Origin of the sequence: Rhizobium sp. RU33A, from assembly GCF_900156055.1 — a bacterium.
Classification (GTDB): Bacteria; Pseudomonadota; Alphaproteobacteria; order Rhizobiales; family Rhizobiaceae; genus Allorhizobium.
The window spans coordinates 59,724-76,084 of record NZ_FTMQ01000007.1 but is presented as its reverse complement, the minus strand read 5'-3'; the positions used below and the strand labels follow the sequence as shown (position 1 = coordinate 76,084).

General features: G+C 61.3%; 13 protein-coding genes. 2 read left to right on the top strand and 11 right to left on the bottom strand.

Going from position 1 to position 16,361, the window contains the following annotated elements; all coding sequences use genetic code 11:
• Window positions 1-4: 4 nt before the first annotated feature.
• The 11 genes from BW978_RS20635 to paoA all read right to left on the bottom strand — a co-directional run bounded on the left by BW978_RS20635 (window position 5) and on the right by paoA (window position 14,343).
• Window positions 5-1,786: an SLC13 family permease gene (locus tag BW978_RS20635; protein WP_076397720.1), complete on the bottom strand. Its 1,782-nt coding sequence runs from the start codon at window positions 1,784-1,786 to the stop codon at window positions 5-7.
• A 219-nt stretch (window positions 1,787-2,005) separates the two neighbouring features.
• On the bottom strand, window positions 2,006-2,788 hold the full coding sequence (locus tag BW978_RS20630) for a FadR/GntR family transcriptional regulator (RefSeq protein ID WP_076397719.1): 783 nt from the start codon (window positions 2,786-2,788) through the stop codon (window positions 2,006-2,008).
• A gap of 6 nt (window positions 2,789-2,794) precedes the next feature.
• Window positions 2,795-3,592 (bottom strand): ATP-binding cassette domain-containing protein, encoded by a 798-nt coding sequence (locus BW978_RS20625; RefSeq protein WP_076397718.1) that lies wholly within the window; start codon window positions 3,590-3,592, stop codon window positions 2,795-2,797.
• Complete coding sequence (locus BW978_RS20620) at window positions 3,589-5,388, bottom strand: dipeptide/oligopeptide/nickel ABC transporter permease/ATP-binding protein (protein WP_076397717.1); 1,800 nt, start codon at window positions 5,386-5,388, stop codon at window positions 3,589-3,591. Before BW978_RS20620 ends, BW978_RS20625 begins: the two co-directional genes overlap by 4 nt.
• Window positions 5,385-6,332 (bottom strand): ABC transporter permease, encoded by a 948-nt coding sequence (locus BW978_RS20615; RefSeq protein ID WP_076397716.1) that lies wholly within the window; start codon window positions 6,330-6,332, stop codon window positions 5,385-5,387. The genes BW978_RS20620 and BW978_RS20615 overlap by 4 nt, the downstream gene beginning before the upstream one ends.
• Window positions 6,333-6,402: 70 nt before the next feature.
• Complete coding sequence (locus BW978_RS20610) at window positions 6,403-7,968, bottom strand: ABC transporter substrate-binding protein (protein ID WP_076397715.1); 1,566 nt, start codon at window positions 7,966-7,968, stop codon at window positions 6,403-6,405.
• 177 nt (window positions 7,969-8,145) lie between these two features.
• The gene (locus BW978_RS20605; protein WP_076397830.1) at window positions 8,146-9,426 is read right to left on the bottom strand and encodes a glycerate kinase type-2 family protein; all 1,281 of its coding nucleotides are present in this window, start codon (window positions 9,424-9,426) and stop codon (window positions 8,146-8,148) included.
• 183 nt (window positions 9,427-9,609) lie between these two features.
• Window positions 9,610-10,317, bottom strand: a complete 708-nt coding sequence (locus tag BW978_RS20600; protein WP_083697665.1) for a L,D-transpeptidase — start codon at window positions 10,315-10,317, stop codon at window positions 9,610-9,612.
• Window positions 10,318-10,673: 356 nt separating this feature from the next.
• The gene (gene paoC / locus BW978_RS20595) at window positions 10,674-12,872 is read right to left on the bottom strand and encodes an aldehyde oxidoreductase molybdenum-binding subunit PaoC (protein WP_076397714.1); all 2,199 of its coding nucleotides are present in this window, start codon (window positions 12,870-12,872) and stop codon (window positions 10,674-10,676) included.
• A gap of 5 nt (window positions 12,873-12,877) precedes the next feature.
• Window positions 12,878-13,828 carry an FAD binding domain-containing protein gene (locus tag BW978_RS20590; RefSeq protein WP_076397713.1) on the bottom strand — a complete coding sequence of 317 codons (951 nt, stop codon included), beginning with the start codon at window positions 13,826-13,828 and terminating at the stop codon, window positions 12,878-12,880.
• Entirely contained in the window at window positions 13,825-14,343 is a 519-nt protein-coding gene (gene paoA, locus BW978_RS20585) for an aldehyde dehydrogenase iron-sulfur subunit PaoA (RefSeq protein ID WP_076397712.1), read from the bottom strand. The genes BW978_RS20590 and paoA overlap by 4 nt, the downstream gene beginning before the upstream one ends.
• Window positions 14,344-14,770: 427 nt before the next feature.
• Here paoA and BW978_RS20580 point away from each other — a divergent pair, with 427 nt between their 5' ends.
• Entirely contained in the window at window positions 14,771-15,274 is a 504-nt protein-coding gene (locus BW978_RS20580) for a sigma-70 family RNA polymerase sigma factor (protein WP_076397711.1), read from the top strand.
• A 91-nt stretch (window positions 15,275-15,365) separates the two neighbouring features.
• Window positions 15,366-16,328 carry a FecR family protein gene (locus tag BW978_RS20575; protein ID WP_076397710.1) on the top strand — a complete coding sequence of 321 codons (963 nt, stop codon included), beginning with the start codon at window positions 15,366-15,368 and terminating at the stop codon, window positions 16,326-16,328.
• The last annotated feature ends 33 nt before the right edge of the window (window positions 16,329-16,361 follow it).

The following is a 16,361-nucleotide window of genomic DNA, read 5'->3' as shown; positions in this document are numbered from 1 at the left end:
CTCCTCAAAGACCATAATAAAGATAGATAGCGTAACAGGACGCCAAGCCCACGATGATGTTCATCGGCAAGCCGATCTTGACGAAATCGCTGAAGCGGTAATTCCCGGCACCATAGACCAGCGTGTTTGTCTGATAGCCGATGGGCGTGGCGAAGCTTGCACTTGCACCAAACATGACCGCCACCACAAGGGCCCTAGGATCAATACCCAATTGCTGACCGAGACCGATGACGATTGGCGTCAGGATGACCGCCACCGCGTTGTTGGTCACGCATTCGGTGAGCGTCGACGACAGCGTGTAGACCAGGAGGACCAGCACAAAGGGAGAGACGGTCGACATCAGAGGCATTGCCGTCTCAACAACGAGTGCAACAGCTCCGGTTTCCTGCAATCCTTGCCCCACAATCAGCATCGCAAAGATCAGAATCAGAATACCACCTTCGATCGAGCCCCAGGCTTCATCGGCGTCGATACAGCGCAAGATCAGGATAGCCGGCACGGCGATCATCGCCAGAATACCGATGTCCATGACATTGAATGCGGCAAGCACCACCACGAGACCGAGAGCAAGCAACGCCAAAGGCGCCTTGGTCGGCCTGAAGGCACGGGCGGACGAACGGGTGACGGATATCAGCTCATTCTGCTGCGAGAGTTCGTCCAGCGCCTCGGCGGTCCCCTCGATGAGCAGCTTGTCTGCCGGCCGAAGACGGACATTGTCGAGGTCAGGACCCGGCACATGCCGATGTCGATGGGCACCGATGATGCGCACGCCAAAGCGGCGCCCGAGAGTCAGGCTGGAAAGACGCGTCCGATAGCCGTAGCGCCCGGGCGCAACGACCGCCTCGACCACGATGACGTCGCCCTTGGGGGCGGCTCCGCGTCTCTGGCCGACACGCAACCCTTCCTTGTCGTTCAGGGTCAAGAGATCGGCCGATCTTGCGAGAATGATAAGCCCGTCGCCCTTCTTCAGGGTCATGGTCTCGATATCCTTGCGGATCACCTCGCCATTGACGTGCAAACCGACGATGCGCAGCCCCGGCTGCTTGAATTCCGCAATGTCGCCGATGGCCTTTTCAGTGAAGGGACCATCCGCGAGCACGGTGATCTCAGAGAGAAATTCGGCGTCCTCCTGGTCATCCAGCTCGCCACCTTCCTCGCGGCGATCCGGCAAAAGAAACTTTCCGAGCACGAGCATGGTGAGCACGCCGGTGATTGCTGCCGCAAGACCAATCGGTGTGATCTCGAAAAGCGAAAAGGGCTCAAGGCCCTGCCCGCGCGCGACGCCATCAACGAGCAGGTTTGTCGACGTCCCGATCAGCGTCAAGGTTCCGCCCAGAATGGCGGCGTAGGACACCGGAATGAGAAGCCGTGTCGCGGCGATGTCGAGCGAGGCGGCGAGCCGGATCACGATCGGTATCAGGACAAGCACCACCGGCGTGTTGTTCATGAAGGCCGACGCGACAAGCGCCGTCAGCAGGAACACGGCAAGCGCCAGTTGCGGCCGCTTCTTCGACCTCTCGAGAACCACGGCTGCCACGCGTTCGAGGACCCCCGTGCGCACCAGGGCACCGGTGAGAACGAACATCGCGCCAATCGTCAGCGGCGCGGAATTGGAAAACACTGCCATCGCCTTGTCGGTCGGCACGAATCCGAGCACGATGAAGACTGCAGCCCCCGCGGATGCGGTCACCTCAGCGGGATATTTCTCCCAAACGAACAGGCCAAACAGCAAGATCACCAGACCCAGAGCGATCTGAGCCTCGTAGCCCGAGAAGAATTGCATCATGTTATTTCGAAAAGCCCCCGACTGACCGCGGGAATAAACGCGCGACACGCGATCTGGCTCCACCGGCTCGCAAAAATATCGAAGGCGAAGAGACTCACTGCACTTTGCATGTGACACGCACAAACCATAGCCTGATCTCCTCGCCTGCCCCGCCACTATCCGATATCGGCAGACAAGGCGATGCAGATCTCGAACCGACACTCGATTGTGCCGCCTCGATCATCCGATCGTCTGTGCCCGCGCGAGCATATAGGCCTCGGCGAATGCCATATGTTCGGCCGCGATCGAGCGCGCATCCTCTGTCCGTCCATCCTTCATGGCCGCCATGAGCCGGTACTGGTAGGAAAGCCCCTCCTCTCGCGAGCTGGGCGCAGGGTCGGCATAGATCTGCCGGGCCAGAGGCAGATCACGCAACAGATTGTGCATCAGGCCGCAGAGAAACCCGAGAAGCGGGTTGGGACAGAACTGAGCCAGCTGCGAGTGGAAATCGAGTTCGGCAACGCGTTGACGGTATTGATCGTCCGGATCGACCGGAGGGTGATCGTAGAGGCGGATCGTCCGTTCGAGCAGCGCCAGTTGCTGGCCCGAAATCCGTCCCGCAAGCGAAACGGCAACCTCAGGCTCCAGCGCCTTGCGGATTGCATAGATGTCGGAGAGGGTCGGCGTGTTGAAGAAGAAGTGCGTGGACAAGAGCTCCATGGCGTGCCGGGCGGAAGGCGCGGCGACGAAGGCACCGCCGCCGGGGCCGCTGCGCGTAAAGATCAGGCCCTGGGTTTCCAGCGCCTTCATCGCCTCGCGCACCGTCCCCTTGGCGGCCTTGAAGCGGTCCATCAACTCGCGTTCCTGCGGCAGGCGATCGCCGGGCTGGAGACCCTGCGAACGGATGAAGTCCTTCATCAGATCAGCGATGGCATCAGGTCGGCGCTTCGGCTTTCCCGCCGGGGTGAACAGGCGCTTGCCGTCTTCGCTACCTGTTTTCTCCCTCTCCTCAGTATCGGTCATCGCGCGTCATTCTCTCCTGATGCGGGGCGCACTGGCCACGAGCCGCCTTGTATAGGCGTGTTCAGGATCGGCAAAAAGCCTTGCAGCGGGTGCCAGCTCGACAATCTCACCGAAATACATGACAGCGACGCGGTCACAGATCGCCTCGACGACAGCAAGGTCATGACTGATGAACAGATAGGACAAGTCAAACCGCGCTTTGAGATCGCTGAGAAGCAATAGGACCTGCGCCTGAACCCCGACGTCAAGCGCGCTCACCGGCTCGTCGAACACCAGGATCTCCGCTTCTGCGGCGAGTGCCCGGGCGATCGCAATCCGTTGCGCCTGACCGCCGGAGAATTCGTGCGGATAGCGCGAGAGCGTGTTCTCCGGCATCTGGACCGCGTCCAGCAGTTCCTTCATCCGTTCGCGCCGCTTGGGCGCCTCGTATCCACACAGCAGCTTGAGCGGGGTCTCGAGGATGCTGCTGATTGTCTTGCGCGGGTTCAGCGAGGCAACAGGGTCCTGAAAGACATACTGGATCGTCTTGCCAAAGGCGCGCGGCCCTTCCCGCCGAAGCGCCTCCGCATCCTTGCCCCCGATCAGCATACTGCCGGAGGTAGGCGTCTCGAGCCCGACCAGCATGCGGGCAAGCGTGCTCTTTCCCGATCCGCTTTCCCCGACCACGGCAAGCGTTTCACCGCGCATCAGATCCAGCGACACGGATTTCACGGCCTTGACCTCGTGCCGTTCCTTGCCGAACAGGCTGCGCCCGCCACCGAAGGACTTGGTAAGATCTCGGATCTGGATCGCAGACTTCGTCATGACACCTCCGCGTTCTGCTTAGGGAAGAGCCGGGCGACACGCTCCAGGAATTGCGCCCCGGTCCCGAGTTCGGGCACACAGGCGATCAGCCGCTTCGTGTAGTCATGCTGCGGGTTGGCGAGAACCGCGCGCGTTTCACCGGTCTCGACGATCTGACCGTCCTTCATCACCGCGACGCGGTCACAGATCTCCGATACGACGCCGAAATCATGGGTGATGAAGAGAAGCGCCATCCCGCGCTCACGCTGCAGATCACGCAGGAGCTCCAGGATGCGGGCCTGCACGGTCACGTCGAGAGCGGTTGTCGGTTCGTCGGCAATGATCACATCAGGATCGTTAGCAAGCGCCATGGCAATGCCGATACGCTGGCGCTGACCGCCCGAGAGCTGATGCGGATAGTGTTTCGCCCTTTCCCGGGCCTCCGGTATGCCAACCTTTTCGAGCAGCGCGATCGCCCGTTCACGTCGCTCACGTGCACCGAGCGACTGATGCGCGGCGATCGCTTCCTCGACTTGCCGTCCGACGGGATACATGGGGTGCAGGGTGGTCAGGGGATCCTGAAACACATAGGCGACGCGGCTGCCTCGCAGGGAGATCAGTCGTGTCTGCGGCATCGCCAGCACGTCTTCATTGCCCACATAGATGGCGCCGTTCTGGATGATGCCCGGTGGGGAAGCAACGAGCCCCATCACAGATAGTGCCGTAACGCTCTTCCCTGACCCGCTTTCACCGATCAGCCCGAGGCATTCGCCGCGCTTCACATGCAGGGAAACCCCACGCACGGCCGGAATGATGTTGTCTCCGCTGCGGAAACCGGTCTCCAGACCTTCGATGGAATGAGCAGAGTCCTGGGCTGAGTTCTCCGGAACGCTTCGATCGGTCGCAATTTCCGTGACAGGCCCCGGGCGCGCCAGCGCCCCGGAGCGCAGGCGCGGATCGAGAACGTCGCGAATGCCGTCACCCAGCACATTGAGGCTGATGACGATGAGAAAGATCATGACGCCCGGCACGATCGAAACATGCGGAGCGGTGAAGAGTTGCGCCCGTCCCTCACCCAGCATCGACCCGAGATCGGCTTGAGGCGGCTGGGCGCCGAGGCCGAGGAAGCTGAGGCCCGCCGTTTCCAGGATCATCCAGCCGGCTGTCGTCGACATCGTGATGACGATGACCGGCGCCACATTCGGCAAGACCTCTGTGAACATGACGGACAGGTGCCCCTTGCCGGAGAGGCGCGCAGCATCGACGAATTCGCGATGGGCGTATCCAAGCGTCACGCCGCGCACATTGCGTGCAAAGAAGGGGATGTTGACGATGGCGATGGCATAGAGCGCATTCATCAGGCCTGGCCCGAGAGCGGCAACGATCGCCAGCGCCAGCAGGATGTAGGGAAAGGCCATCAGCATGTCGATGCCACGCATGATGGCATTGTCCGTACGTCCCCCGACATAGCCGGCGACGATGCCGATGACCGACCCGATCAGCGCGGCGATCAGCGTCGCCGTGAAGCCAACCGTAACGGACAGACGCGCGCCCCACAAAAGCCGGCTCAGGATATCGCGGCCAAGCTGATCCGTACCGAGAAGGTGTCCGGCCGTCAGAACCGGCTTCAGCCGATCTGCGGGCGCGGTGGCATCGGGATCGGGCAGAGGCAAGATCGGCACGAGCAGGATCAAAAGAGCGATCAACCCGATCAGCAGGAGACCTGCTGCCGCGAGACGGTTGTTGAGAAGCAGCCGCCAGGACGTGATCCGCCCCGACGCGACCTTGGGCTGGGCAACAGCAGAAACAGTACTCACGTGCGGATCCTCGGGTCGAGCATGGATTGGAGAACATCGGCGACGAGGTTGAAGAGCACGTAGCTCGCGGCAACGACGAGCACACCACCCTGGACCAGCAGGATGTCACGGCTGGAGATGGCCTGTACCAGCATGGCGCCGACGCCCGGCCACTGGAACACGGTCTCGATATAGACGGCGCCACCGAGCACGAAGCCGGACTGGATGCCGATCACCGGAATGATGCTGACCAATGCCGACCGAAACGCGTGACCATAAATGACCCGCCGTTCCGAAAGTCCCTTGGCGCGGGCTGTGCGGACAAAGTCCTGCCGAAGCACTTCGAGCATGGCGCCCCGCGTGAGACGCGCGACCACGCCTGCCGCGACGACCGACAGCGTGACGGCGGGCAGCACCAGATGGAGCAGAAGGTCCTTAAGGTCCCCTCCCCCATAGACGGCATACATGCCCGAGGCCGGAAGCATGCGCCACTTGACCGCGAAGAGGTAGATGAGAAGGAGCCCCAGCCAGAAGGAGGGCATGGATATCCCGGCCAGCACGAAGAAGGTGATCGCACGGTCCGCCCATCCGAATTGCCGGACAGCGGAGACAACACCGGCGAGAAGGCCGATGACCGTACACAGGACGAGAGAGACGCCGGCAAGGATGAGGGTGGCGCCGAAACGCTCGAGGACCTCGTCCAGAACGGGTCGGTTCAGGGCATAAGAGCGACCGAAATCACCCTGCAGCACATTGCCGATCCAGACCACGTATTGCTGAATAAGAGGCTGGTCGAGACCGAGGTCACGATTGATCCGCTCAACGTTTTCAGGCGTTGCATAGGCGCCGAGAATGGCGGTCGCCGTATCCCCGGGAATGAGGGCCATCACCAGAAAGACGATGATCGACAGGCCGAACAGCACGGGCACGACCGCGATCAGACGTTTGAGAATATAGGCCGGCATGGCAACCTCCAGGAGCGTCCAAGGCTGACGTCGGCGAGCGGATTACCCGCCGGCGTCAGCCGCAGGAGGATTACTGCTTCGTCACACCGTGCAGGTTGAGAAGGAACGAGGGCTGCAGCTTGAAGCCCTGGACATTGGCCGTCGTGACCGCGTTCTGCTTCCAGTTGGCGACAAATAGCCAGGGGGCATCGTCATGCACGATCTCCTGGACCTGGGCGTAAAGCTTGCCGCGTTCAGCCTGATCGGTCGATGTGCGTGCCTTCTCCAGCAACGCGTCGACCTCAGGGTTGGAATAATAGCCCGAGTTGAAGCCACCTTTGTCCGGCATCGCATCGCTGCGCAGCGTGAGATAGGGCACGGTGTCGGGATCATTCGTCATCCAGGCCATTTCGGCCATATCAGCCTGACCGTCGAGACCCTGGTTGACGCGGCCGAGGAAGGTATTCCACTCATAGGTCTCGATCTTCACATTGAAGCCGACGGCCTGCAGATCGGCCTGGATGGCCGCGCCCATCGTCACCGGATCGAGCATACCCGAACCGCCTTCAGTGACATAGAATGTCAGTTCCGGCGCCTCGACACCTGCCTCGGCCAGCAAGGCCTTGGCCTTCTCTGGATCGTAGGCATAGGGCTCGACCGAGCTTTCCACCCAGTTGAAGGCAGGCGGGATCGGACCAGCGGCCACGGTTGCCGTGCCTTGAAGCACATCGTTGACCAGCGTTTCCTTGTTGACGGCGTAGTTGGCGGCCTGACGAACGCGCTTGTCGGCGAACGGACCACTCTTCGTGTTCAGGATGCCGAACCAGACATGCGGTCCTGCCTGCTCGGCAACGGAAAACGCGGCATCCTGCTGAAATGTGGTGAGATTGTCCGGCGGCACCTCGACCATTACGTCGATGCCTCCGGAAAGCATTTCGGCCACACGCGTGTTTGCATCCGTCACTGGTCGAAAGACGACGGCTTCGAGGGCCGCAGCCTCACCCCAGTAGTCCGGGTTGCGCTCGACGACCACACGTTGGTTGGACAGCCATTCGGCAAACTTGAAGGGTCCGGTGCCCGACGGGTTCCGGCCATAGTCGGCGCCATGCTGCTCCACGGCAGCCGGGGAAACGATCAGCCCCGTGGGATAAGCGAGATTGGACAGGAAGGGCGCAAAAGCCTCGCTCAGCTTGAACTCGACAGTCTGGCCGTCAATCACGTTGACGGCCTCGACAGAGGCGAAGTTAAACGACAGGGGAAAAGGGCCGGTATTGTAGAATGGGTGGTCCTCTTTCAGCATCCGGTCGAAGTTGAACTTGACGGCCTCGGCGGTGAAGTCCGAACCGTCGTGAAACTTCACGCCCTGACGCAGCTTGAACGTATAGGTCTTGCCGTCCTCAGAAATATCCCAGCTCTCGGCAAGTGCCGGCTCGATCTCCAGCGTGCCGTCCTTGAAGCGCACAAGACCATCGTAGACGTTCACCAGAATGCGGAAATCATTGGTGGCGGTGACCGTATGCGGATCGAGAGACTTGGGTTCGGCGATCTGCCCGACGACAAGAACATTGGGCGGGGTCTGCGCGCTCGCTGGCTGGGCGGCGATCATGGCGGCACTCAAGGCGGCAGCAGCAAATGCGCTCCGGAACAGCCTCTTCATGGGGAAATCCTTTCGATTTGGCATCCTGTATGCGCGCCATTAATTCACATAGATAACTCGAATGCAATAATTTATCATGATAGATATCAACCACAGGATTTCTCGCAGGCACACCAATGCAGCGAGCACCAGCCCCCCCATCACGTGTCGGGTTTCGTCAGTGAACGGAAATTTCGGCTAATGCCTTGATGGGGTCGGACGCGGCTGCACGAGGATCGCGCGGAAATCGTTGACGTTGGTCAGGGTGGGGCCGGCGACAACCTGCGCGTCCAACGCTGCGAAGAACGAATGAGCGTCGTTTCGTTGCAGAGCGACCTCTGGGTCGCAACGCAGTTCGGCAGCCTTCTTCAGAAGTTCGGGACCGATGACGGCGCCGGCGACTTCGGCTGCACCATCGACGCCATCCGTGTCGCAAGAAAGCGCATGGATACCTTCAGCGCCATCCAGAGCCACTGCAAGCGCGAGGCAGAATTCGGCATTGGGTCCGCCGATGCCATCGCCGCGTCGGGTAACCGTCAACTCGCCGCCGGAGAGGAGAAGGATCGGCGGATCCTCGGCGCGCAGGGAGTGCTGCACGGCAAGCGCCTCTCTCGCCTGGGTCTCAGCGACAACCCTCGCCTCGCCTTCCAGGTCATCACCGAGAACGCGCGCGTCGCAACCGGCCTCTCGGGCCAGCTCCGCAGCGGCCTCCAGCGATTGCCGGGGTGCAGCGTAGATGACGTTGCGCACGCGGGCGAGGCGCGGGTCGCCGGGTCTGACGACCCCGGAGCCCCGTGCCAATGCCTCGCGAACCCCACCAGGAAGCGCGATCTTCCATTGATCGATCACGGCCAGAGCGTCGTCCGGGCTCGACGGATCGCCAACCGTCGGACCGGAGCCGATAAAGGCCGGATCGTCTCCCGGCACATCCGAGATCATCAAGGCGAGGAGCTCAGCCGGCCAGGCTGCGGCGGCCAGTTGTCCACCCTTCACCCGGCTGAGATGTTTTCGGACCGTATTCATCCGGTCGATCGGCGCGCCTGACGCGAGCAGCGCTTGATTGACCGCCTGCTTCTCTGCAAGCGAGACGCCCGGCACCGGCTGGACCAGCAGCGCCGAGGCTCCCCCCGAGATCAGCGCCAGCACGAAATCGCCTTCGCCGGCACTTTCAACGAGAGCCAGCAGACGCGCCGTCGCTTTCAGGCCCGCCTCGTCGGGAACCGGATGGGCCGCCTCGACGATCTCGATACCGCGACATGGCCGGCCATAACCATAGCGCGTGATGACGATACCTTCGCAGGGACCCCATGCCGCCTCGACCGCTTCCGCCATCCGCGCACTCGCCTTGCCCGCACCGACGACGATCACCCGACCCTTTGGCTTTTCAGGCAGGAAATCCTTGAGCGTCCGCATCGGGTCCGCCACCTCGACGGCACGGTCGAACAGCTGGCGCAGGAAAAGTTCTGGTCTTTCGATCATGCACTTGGCCCTCTCGAAGTCATTCCCGACAAAGCGGTCCCGCAACGTCGGCATCGCCGTCTGCCGGCGTACCGTTATGAAGCACGCCGGTTCTATGGCTGCGATGCTACCGCCAAACTCCGTCTTGTCGCAACGCTCCGTCTGTCACAGACCACGCCATAAGACGGAGAAGGTTTTAGCTGATCAGAACTCGCCTCTACCGGATTCTTCGAGAGGCAGGACCACCATCTGCGATCCGACCGGAACACGAGCGTGGAGATCGATGATGTCCTGGTTGAGCAGGCGAATACATCCCGACGAGACGGATTGACCGATCGACCACGCCTCATTGGTCCCATGAATCCGGTAGAGCGTGTCCCGTCCGTTCTGGTAGAGATAGAGGGCGCGCGCACCGAGCGGATTGTCGATACCACCCGGCAGACCCTGCGCGAGCGGACCGTAACGATCAGGCTCGCGAGCAATCATGTTCTGCGTCGGCACCCACCCCGGCCAGCGAGCCTTGCGATTGATATCGCCTACGCCCTGGAATTCCAGACCGGCCTTGGCGACACCGATGCCGTAGCGCATCGCCTTGTCGCCCTCCATGACGAGATAGAGGAAGCGAGCATGCGGATCGACCACGATCGTGCCAGGCAGATAGGATGTCCGATAATTGACGACCTGGCGGACATTCCGGGGATCCATCTTCGATACATCGACCGCCGGAATGATCTGTCCACCATCCTGCACCTCGGCATACATCGCCTGCAGCGCGGGGTCGACCGGCGGCGCAGCCGGCTGGCGCTGCACACCCGAGGTTTGCGAGCAGGCGGTCAGCAGCAATGCGAGGCCCGCTGCCGCGCATAGGCGTTTCAGGATCCGGACTGCCGGCATCACGTTGATAAATCTCATCGACTTGTTGGTCCTTGTCTGCGGGAGCGATCTGGCGATGGCAATATGAAACGCCTCGCGCGAAATCTCACCGCACTGGGTTTTGGCCGCGCCCCTTTCAGAGCCGCATTTCCGGCAAGCCTTAAGCTGGCCGGACGAGGCCATAAAACGACATTTTCTCACGGAGGCGTGATGACAGTGTTTCTGGTTGGGAAAATGGGGGCTAAGGAGGCGGCAATCGGAAGTGATGGACGCAACGTCATCGTGCAGCAACGCCATTCACCAAGCCTTCCGACCTGGTCAACGGCGCCACAATAGACACGCCCGTGAAGACGTGCCCGACATTGATGCCGCGCCCACCCTTTAGAGATCCGAGATCAGAAATCGTCCGGCAGATGTTCGATCAGCTTGTCCAGCGTAACCGGGTAGTCGCGGACGCGAGCACCCGTGGCGTTGTAGATGGCATTGGCAATCGCAGCCGACACGCCACACAGGCCCAGTTCGCCGACACCCTTGGCCTTCATCGGTGAAGACATCGGATCCGTTTCGTCCAGGAAGATCACGTCTTGGCTCGGGATATCAGCATGCACCGGCACTTCATATCCGGCGAGGTCGTGGTTGACGAAAAAGCCCTTCTTCGTATCGACGAAAAGTTCTTCCGAAAGCGCAGCCCCAATGCCCATGGTCATCGCACCGATCACCTGGCTCCGGGCAGTGATCGGGTTAAGAATGCGACCGGCGGCACACACGGCCAACATACGGCGAACGCGGCATTCTCCGGTGACGACATCCACACCCACTTCGACGAAATGCGCGCCGAAGGTCGATTGCTGATGGGTCTTGGAGAGATCACCCCATTCGATCGTGTCCTCGCCGATCAGAGCATCAGCACGGACGGCATCCGACAGCGGGATCGCATGATTGCCCGAGCGGACCTGACCGCCATCGAATCGAACGTCCTGAGCATTGAGACCGAGTTTCTGGATAACGGCCTCGCGCAGCTTGACGCAGGCGGCATAGACGCCAGCTGTCGAACAATTGGCGCCGAACTGACCGCCGGAGCCGGCGGATACCGGAAAGCTGGAATCGCCGAGCCGGACGTCGACGTCCTCCAACGTTACCCCCAGCATTTCGGCAGCGGTCTGCGCGATGATGGTGTAACTGCCCGTGCCGATATCGGTCATGTCAGTCTCGACAGTAATCCGACCATTGCTTTCGAGACGGACACGGGCACCGGACTCAACGAGCAAGTTGTCGCGATAGGCAGCGGCCACACCGGTTCCGACAAGCCAGTTGCCGTCACGCCGGGCTCCCGGCTGGCCTCGATCGCTCCATCCGAAGCGTTCCGCACCGAGCCGTAGACAACCGATCAGGTCGCGTTTCGAGAAGGGTCGATCCGGGTTCTCCGGATCGACCTGCGTGTCGTTGATGATCCTGAAGTCGACAGGATCGATACCAAGCTTTTCGGCCATCTCGTCCATGGCAATTTCGAGCGCCATAAGGCCCGGCGCCTCGCCCGGCGCGCGCATCGCATTGCCCTCGGGCAGGTCGAGCGAGGCCAGGCGCATGGCGGTCATGCGGTTGGCGCCCGCGTAGAGAAGGCGCGTCTGGTTGACCGCCGTTTCGAGGCTTCCCTCCGGCAAGTTGCCGGACCAGCTCTCATGTGCGATCGCTTCGATCTTGCCATCTGTATCGGCACCGATCCGGACACGCTGGATCGTCGCCGGCCGATGGGTGGTATTGTTCATGATCACCGGCCTCGGCAAGGTCACCTTGACCGCGCATCGAGCAGCCTTGGCACCCAGCGCGGCAAGCACCGCATCCGCCCTGAGGAACAGCTTGCCGCCGAATCCACCGCCGATGAAGGGCGACATCAGCCGGATCTTCTCCTTGTCCATGCCAAGGAAGGTCGCAAGATCCGTCCGCCACCAGTCGATCATCTGGCTCGAGGTCCAGATCTTCAGTTCATCGCCGTCCCAGAATGCCATTGAGGCATGCGGCTCCATCGCCGCATGCGACTGGTCTGGCGTGCTGTAATCGGCATCGAGCGTCACAGACGCCCGAGCATAGGCATCATCGAAGTCGCCGAAGGCCGTGTCGGGCTTCTCATCTTCCGAAGGCTTTTCTGCCGTTTTCATGGCCTTGGACAGGTCGAAGGAGCCGTCCTCGCGCTCGTAGGACACATCGATCAGCGAAGCCGCCGCCCGCGCCTGTTCGAATGTCTCGGCAACGACAAGGGCGATTGCCTGATGATAATGCTGCACGACATCTCCGCCAAAGAGGGTCGCCGTATTGTGTTCGCCCTTCTCGCGGTTTCCAACGTCAAGTGTGGTGACCACCGCAAGAACGCCGGGTGCCTGCCGGGCGCTCTCGCTGTCGATCTCGATGATGCGCCCCTTGGCAATGCCGGCAGCCACCGGATAGCCATAGGCGATCTTGAGACCGAGATCCCAATGCTCATAGGCATAGTTGGCGCGACCCGTCGTCTTGAGCTCGCCGTCGATCCGGTGCGTCGGGCGGCCGATCACCTTCAGATTGTCGATGGGATTGGTGGTTTCTGGCCTGTCGAACTTCATGAGCTTTAATCCTTGGCTTGCGCAATGACGGCGCTCAGCAAGCGCTCCACGAGAGCGAGCTTGAAACGGTTCTGATCCGTCGGTCGGGCGTCAGCGAGCAGTACTGCCGCCGTCGCTTGAGCACCGTTGGGCAATTGCGCCTCCGCGTCCTCGCTCCGCCAGGGCTTGTGCGCAACGCCTCCCAGTGCAATCCGCCCAGACCCATCCGGCTGGATCACGGCTGCGACAGAGACAAGCGCGAAGGCATAGGATGCGCGGTCGCGAACCTTGCGATAGATCTGGGTACCGCCGATCGGCGGCGGCAGACAGACCGCCGTGATGATCTCGCCCTGCTCCAGCACCGTTTCGATATGCGGCGTGTCTCCCGGCAGACGGTGAAAGTCGGCGAGTGGAATGGCGCGACGGCTGCCATCGGCCTTCACAGTCTCGACGACGGCATCAAGCGCGCGCATGGCAACGGCCATGTCGCTCGGATGGGTCGCGATGCAGGCGTCGCTCACCCCGAGGACCGCATGCTGCCGACTGAAGCCGCCGATGGCCGAACATCCGCTGCCCGGCTGCCGCTTGTTGCAGGGTTGATTGGTGTCGTAGAAGTAGGGACAGCGGGTTCGCTGCAGCAGGTTTCCGCCGGTCGTGGCGCGGTTGCGCAATTGCCCGGACGCACCGGAAAGCAGCGCCCGCGCAAGCAGCGGATAGTCTCGACGGACAATCTCATGGGCGGCCAGATCGGTATTGCGCACCATGGCGCCGATCCGCAGGCCTCCTTCGGCCGTCGGTTCGATCTCGTTAAACCCGAGTCCGTTGACATCGATCAGATGGGTCGGCGTCTCGATTTGGAGCTTCATCAGATCAAGAAGATTGGTACCGCCTGCAATAAACTTTGCATGCGGATTTGACGCGGCAATTTGCGCTGCCGCTTCGGCCGAGGCCGCGCGTTCATAGGTGAAGGCTTTCATGAGCGTGTTTCCGCGACCTCGGTAATGGCATCGACGATGTTGGAATAGGCACCGCAGCGACAGATATTGCCGCTCATCCGCTCGCGGATCTCCTCGGCGGTCGGTCGTGCCTTGTTCATCAGGTCATCGGTAACGTGGCTGGGGATGTCGGCCGCGATCTCCTCGAGCATCGCGACGGAGGAACAGATCTGGCCGGGCGTGCAGTAACCGCACTGAAAACCGTCATGCTTGACGAAAGCGGCCTGCATCGGGTGCAGATCGCCGGGTGCGCCCAGCCCCTCGATCGTGGTGACCTCAGAGCCCTCGTTCATGACGGCAAGCGTCAGGCACGAATTGACCCGACGTCCGTCGATGATCACGGTGCAGGCGCCGCACTGGCCATGGTCGCAGCCTTTCTTGGTGCCCGTGAGCTGCAGGTTTTCTCGCAAGAGGTCGAGCAATGTGGTTCGGTTGTCGACGTCGATCTCGCGGGATGTCCGGTTCACCGTCAGGCGAACCTTGCTAGTCTCATTCATCAACTCACCTCGTTCTCGAACACAGCCGCCGGAATGCGACCAACATTCGACCATCTGTTGCCCGCGCCAAGTTTGCAAAAGCCAACCGACCCGACTTTGTTCCAACCGATATCAGATCCTGCTGGGCGTTCGCTGTCTGCTTGCCAGAGTATCGACAATGGCTCACGCTAACCCCTTTGGGCGATACCGGCTCGCGGCTTGGGCTTTGTGCTTGCATGCAGCGGCCACAAAAGTTTAACATGAGTTTTCAAGACATGTTTCTTTGCGATCCGCACTGCCATGAGTGTTGTCCCGTGCCTCTTCCAACCACCTCGCTTGTCCTCCGACCGATGCTGAACCCGCGCCAGGATTACGGGCGGGTGTGCAGCCGCCATGATGCCGTGTCCCGCCTCTGTCGAAATGCATCGTTGCGAAAGGCAGGCAGCAATTGACTTGGGACATCCACAATCTGTTTCGGCGTCACGCGCCGGGAATGACCAGATCGTTGCAGCGCAACGGTATCAATCCTGATATCGCGGCGGATCTGACGCAGGACGCCTTCGTGCGCGTGATCGCAAAGCCACCCGGGCAAGCTGCGGAAAACCACAATCCGGGCGCCTATCTTTACCGAGCGGCCCGCAATCTCGGGATCAACCACAAGCGACGCGAAGCACTGATCCAGACGGTGCCACTCGATGACGAAGAGGCAATCAACATTGCCGATCCGGCCCCGTCCCCGGAGAGAATAGTCTATTCTCGTCAATGCCTCGTGCAAACGCATCAGGCACTGTCCGAATTGCCGGAACGGACCCGACAGGCCTTCGAGATGCACCGGCTTGGCGAAAGGACGATCGCCGAAGTGGCAGAAGAACTCGGCATATCGACGACAAGAGCCTGGTCCCTGATCCGCGACGCCTACCGTCATCTCGTCCTTCGCGTGGACGTGCTCTGATTTCTCGACCAAAAGGCGGAAAATTCGCAATGCTCGATTGTATTGAGTATCAGAGGCGGCCGAGACTGCCACGCCCGGCGGAAGAGATCAGATGACCGAGACGATACCCGATCAGCAACGATTGCTGGATGAAGCGATCGATCTGATCATCCGTCAGCAAAACGATCCGGACAATCCCGTTTCCGAGGAGTTGATCCGGGCGTGGCGCGGCCGCAGCCCGCACCATCAGGATATCTGGGCGCGCGTGTCCCGGGTTCATGGCGCATCTGGCACGCTTCTGAATGAAAAGCGACGCATCGACCGCAGCGAGAGCCTCGGCCTGACACGCCGTAATTTCATGGTTGGCGGCCTGACCATCCTGGGGCTCGGATCGGCCGCCTATTCCTTCGCCCCCGGCATGCTGATGGAAGCCCGTGCGGACCACAGGAGCGACAAGGGAGAAATCCGCCGCGTCACACTTCCCGACGGCAGCATTGCGACACTCGGTCCCGAAAGCGCCATCGCCGTGAACTTTGGCGCAGAGCGGCGCGAGATCGAACTCTTGGCCGGCATGTGCTTTTTTGAGGTGGCCAGGGAGTTGAACCGACCGTTTTCGGTCGTCTGCGCAGATTTGCGCGCCACGGCTCTTGGGACCGCCTTCGACGTCTCGAACGACAATGACAGCGTGACGGTTGCCGTGGATCATGGCCTCGTGGATGTGCAGACCTCGAATGCGCTGCTCCAAGCCGGTGTCCAGCTCGAAGACGGGCAATGGCTGACCATGGATGCGGACTCAGGCCGGATCGATCGTGGCCAAAAGGAAAGCGGTCAGATCGCCACATGGCGCGACAACTTGATCATTGCAGAAGAAGAAAGGGTCGACGCGCTCGTCTCGCGCATCGGCCGCTGGATACCGGGACGCATTGTCATCGCCGATCCCTCCGTCGGCGCCCAACGCGTCAGCGGCATTTTCGACCTCACAGACCCGCTTCGCACACTCGAAGCAGTGGTGCATCCGACGGGCTCGCGTGTTCGGCAGGTCACGTCCTTTGTCACGGTGATCTCGCCACTGTGAAGCCGCCCGAAAAAACTTGAGAAAAAGAGTGAA

Bases quoted from the DNA above. Each gene is read 5' to 3' on its own strand.
- paoC (WP_076397714.1), bottom strand. From the start codon at position 12,872: ATGAAGTTCGACAGGCCAGAAACCACCAATCCCATCGACAATCTGAAG.
- BW978_RS20635 (WP_076397720.1), bottom strand. From the start codon at position 1,786: ATGATGCAATTCTTCTCGGGCTACGAGGCTCAGATCGCTCTGGGTCTG.
- BW978_RS20625 (WP_076397718.1), bottom strand. From the start codon at position 3,592: ATGACGAAGTCTGCGATCCAGATCCGAGATCTTACCAAGTCCTTCGGT.
- BW978_RS20630 (WP_076397719.1), bottom strand. From the start codon at position 2,788: ATGACCGATACTGAGGAGAGGGAGAAAACAGGTAGCGAAGACGGCAAG.
- BW978_RS20575 (WP_076397710.1), top strand. From the start codon at position 15,366: ATGACCGAGACGATACCCGATCAGCAACGATTGCTGGATGAAGCGATC.
- BW978_RS20610 (WP_076397715.1), bottom strand. From the start codon at position 7,968: ATGAAGAGGCTGTTCCGGAGCGCATTTGCTGCTGCCGCCTTGAGTGCC.
- paoA (WP_076397712.1), bottom strand. From the start codon at position 14,343: ATGAATGAGACTAGCAAGGTTCGCCTGACGGTGAACCGGACATCCCGC.
- BW978_RS20600 (WP_083697665.1), bottom strand. From the start codon at position 10,317: ATGAGATTTATCAACGTGATGCCGGCAGTCCGGATCCTGAAACGCCTA.
- BW978_RS20590 (WP_076397713.1), bottom strand. From the start codon at position 13,828: ATGAAAGCCTTCACCTATGAACGCGCGGCCTCGGCCGAAGCGGCAGCG.
- BW978_RS20605 (WP_076397830.1), bottom strand. From the start codon at position 9,426: ATGATCGAAAGACCAGAACTTTTCCTGCGCCAGCTGTTCGACCGTGCC.
- BW978_RS20615 (WP_076397716.1), bottom strand. From the start codon at position 6,332: ATGCCGGCCTATATTCTCAAACGTCTGATCGCGGTCGTGCCCGTGCTG.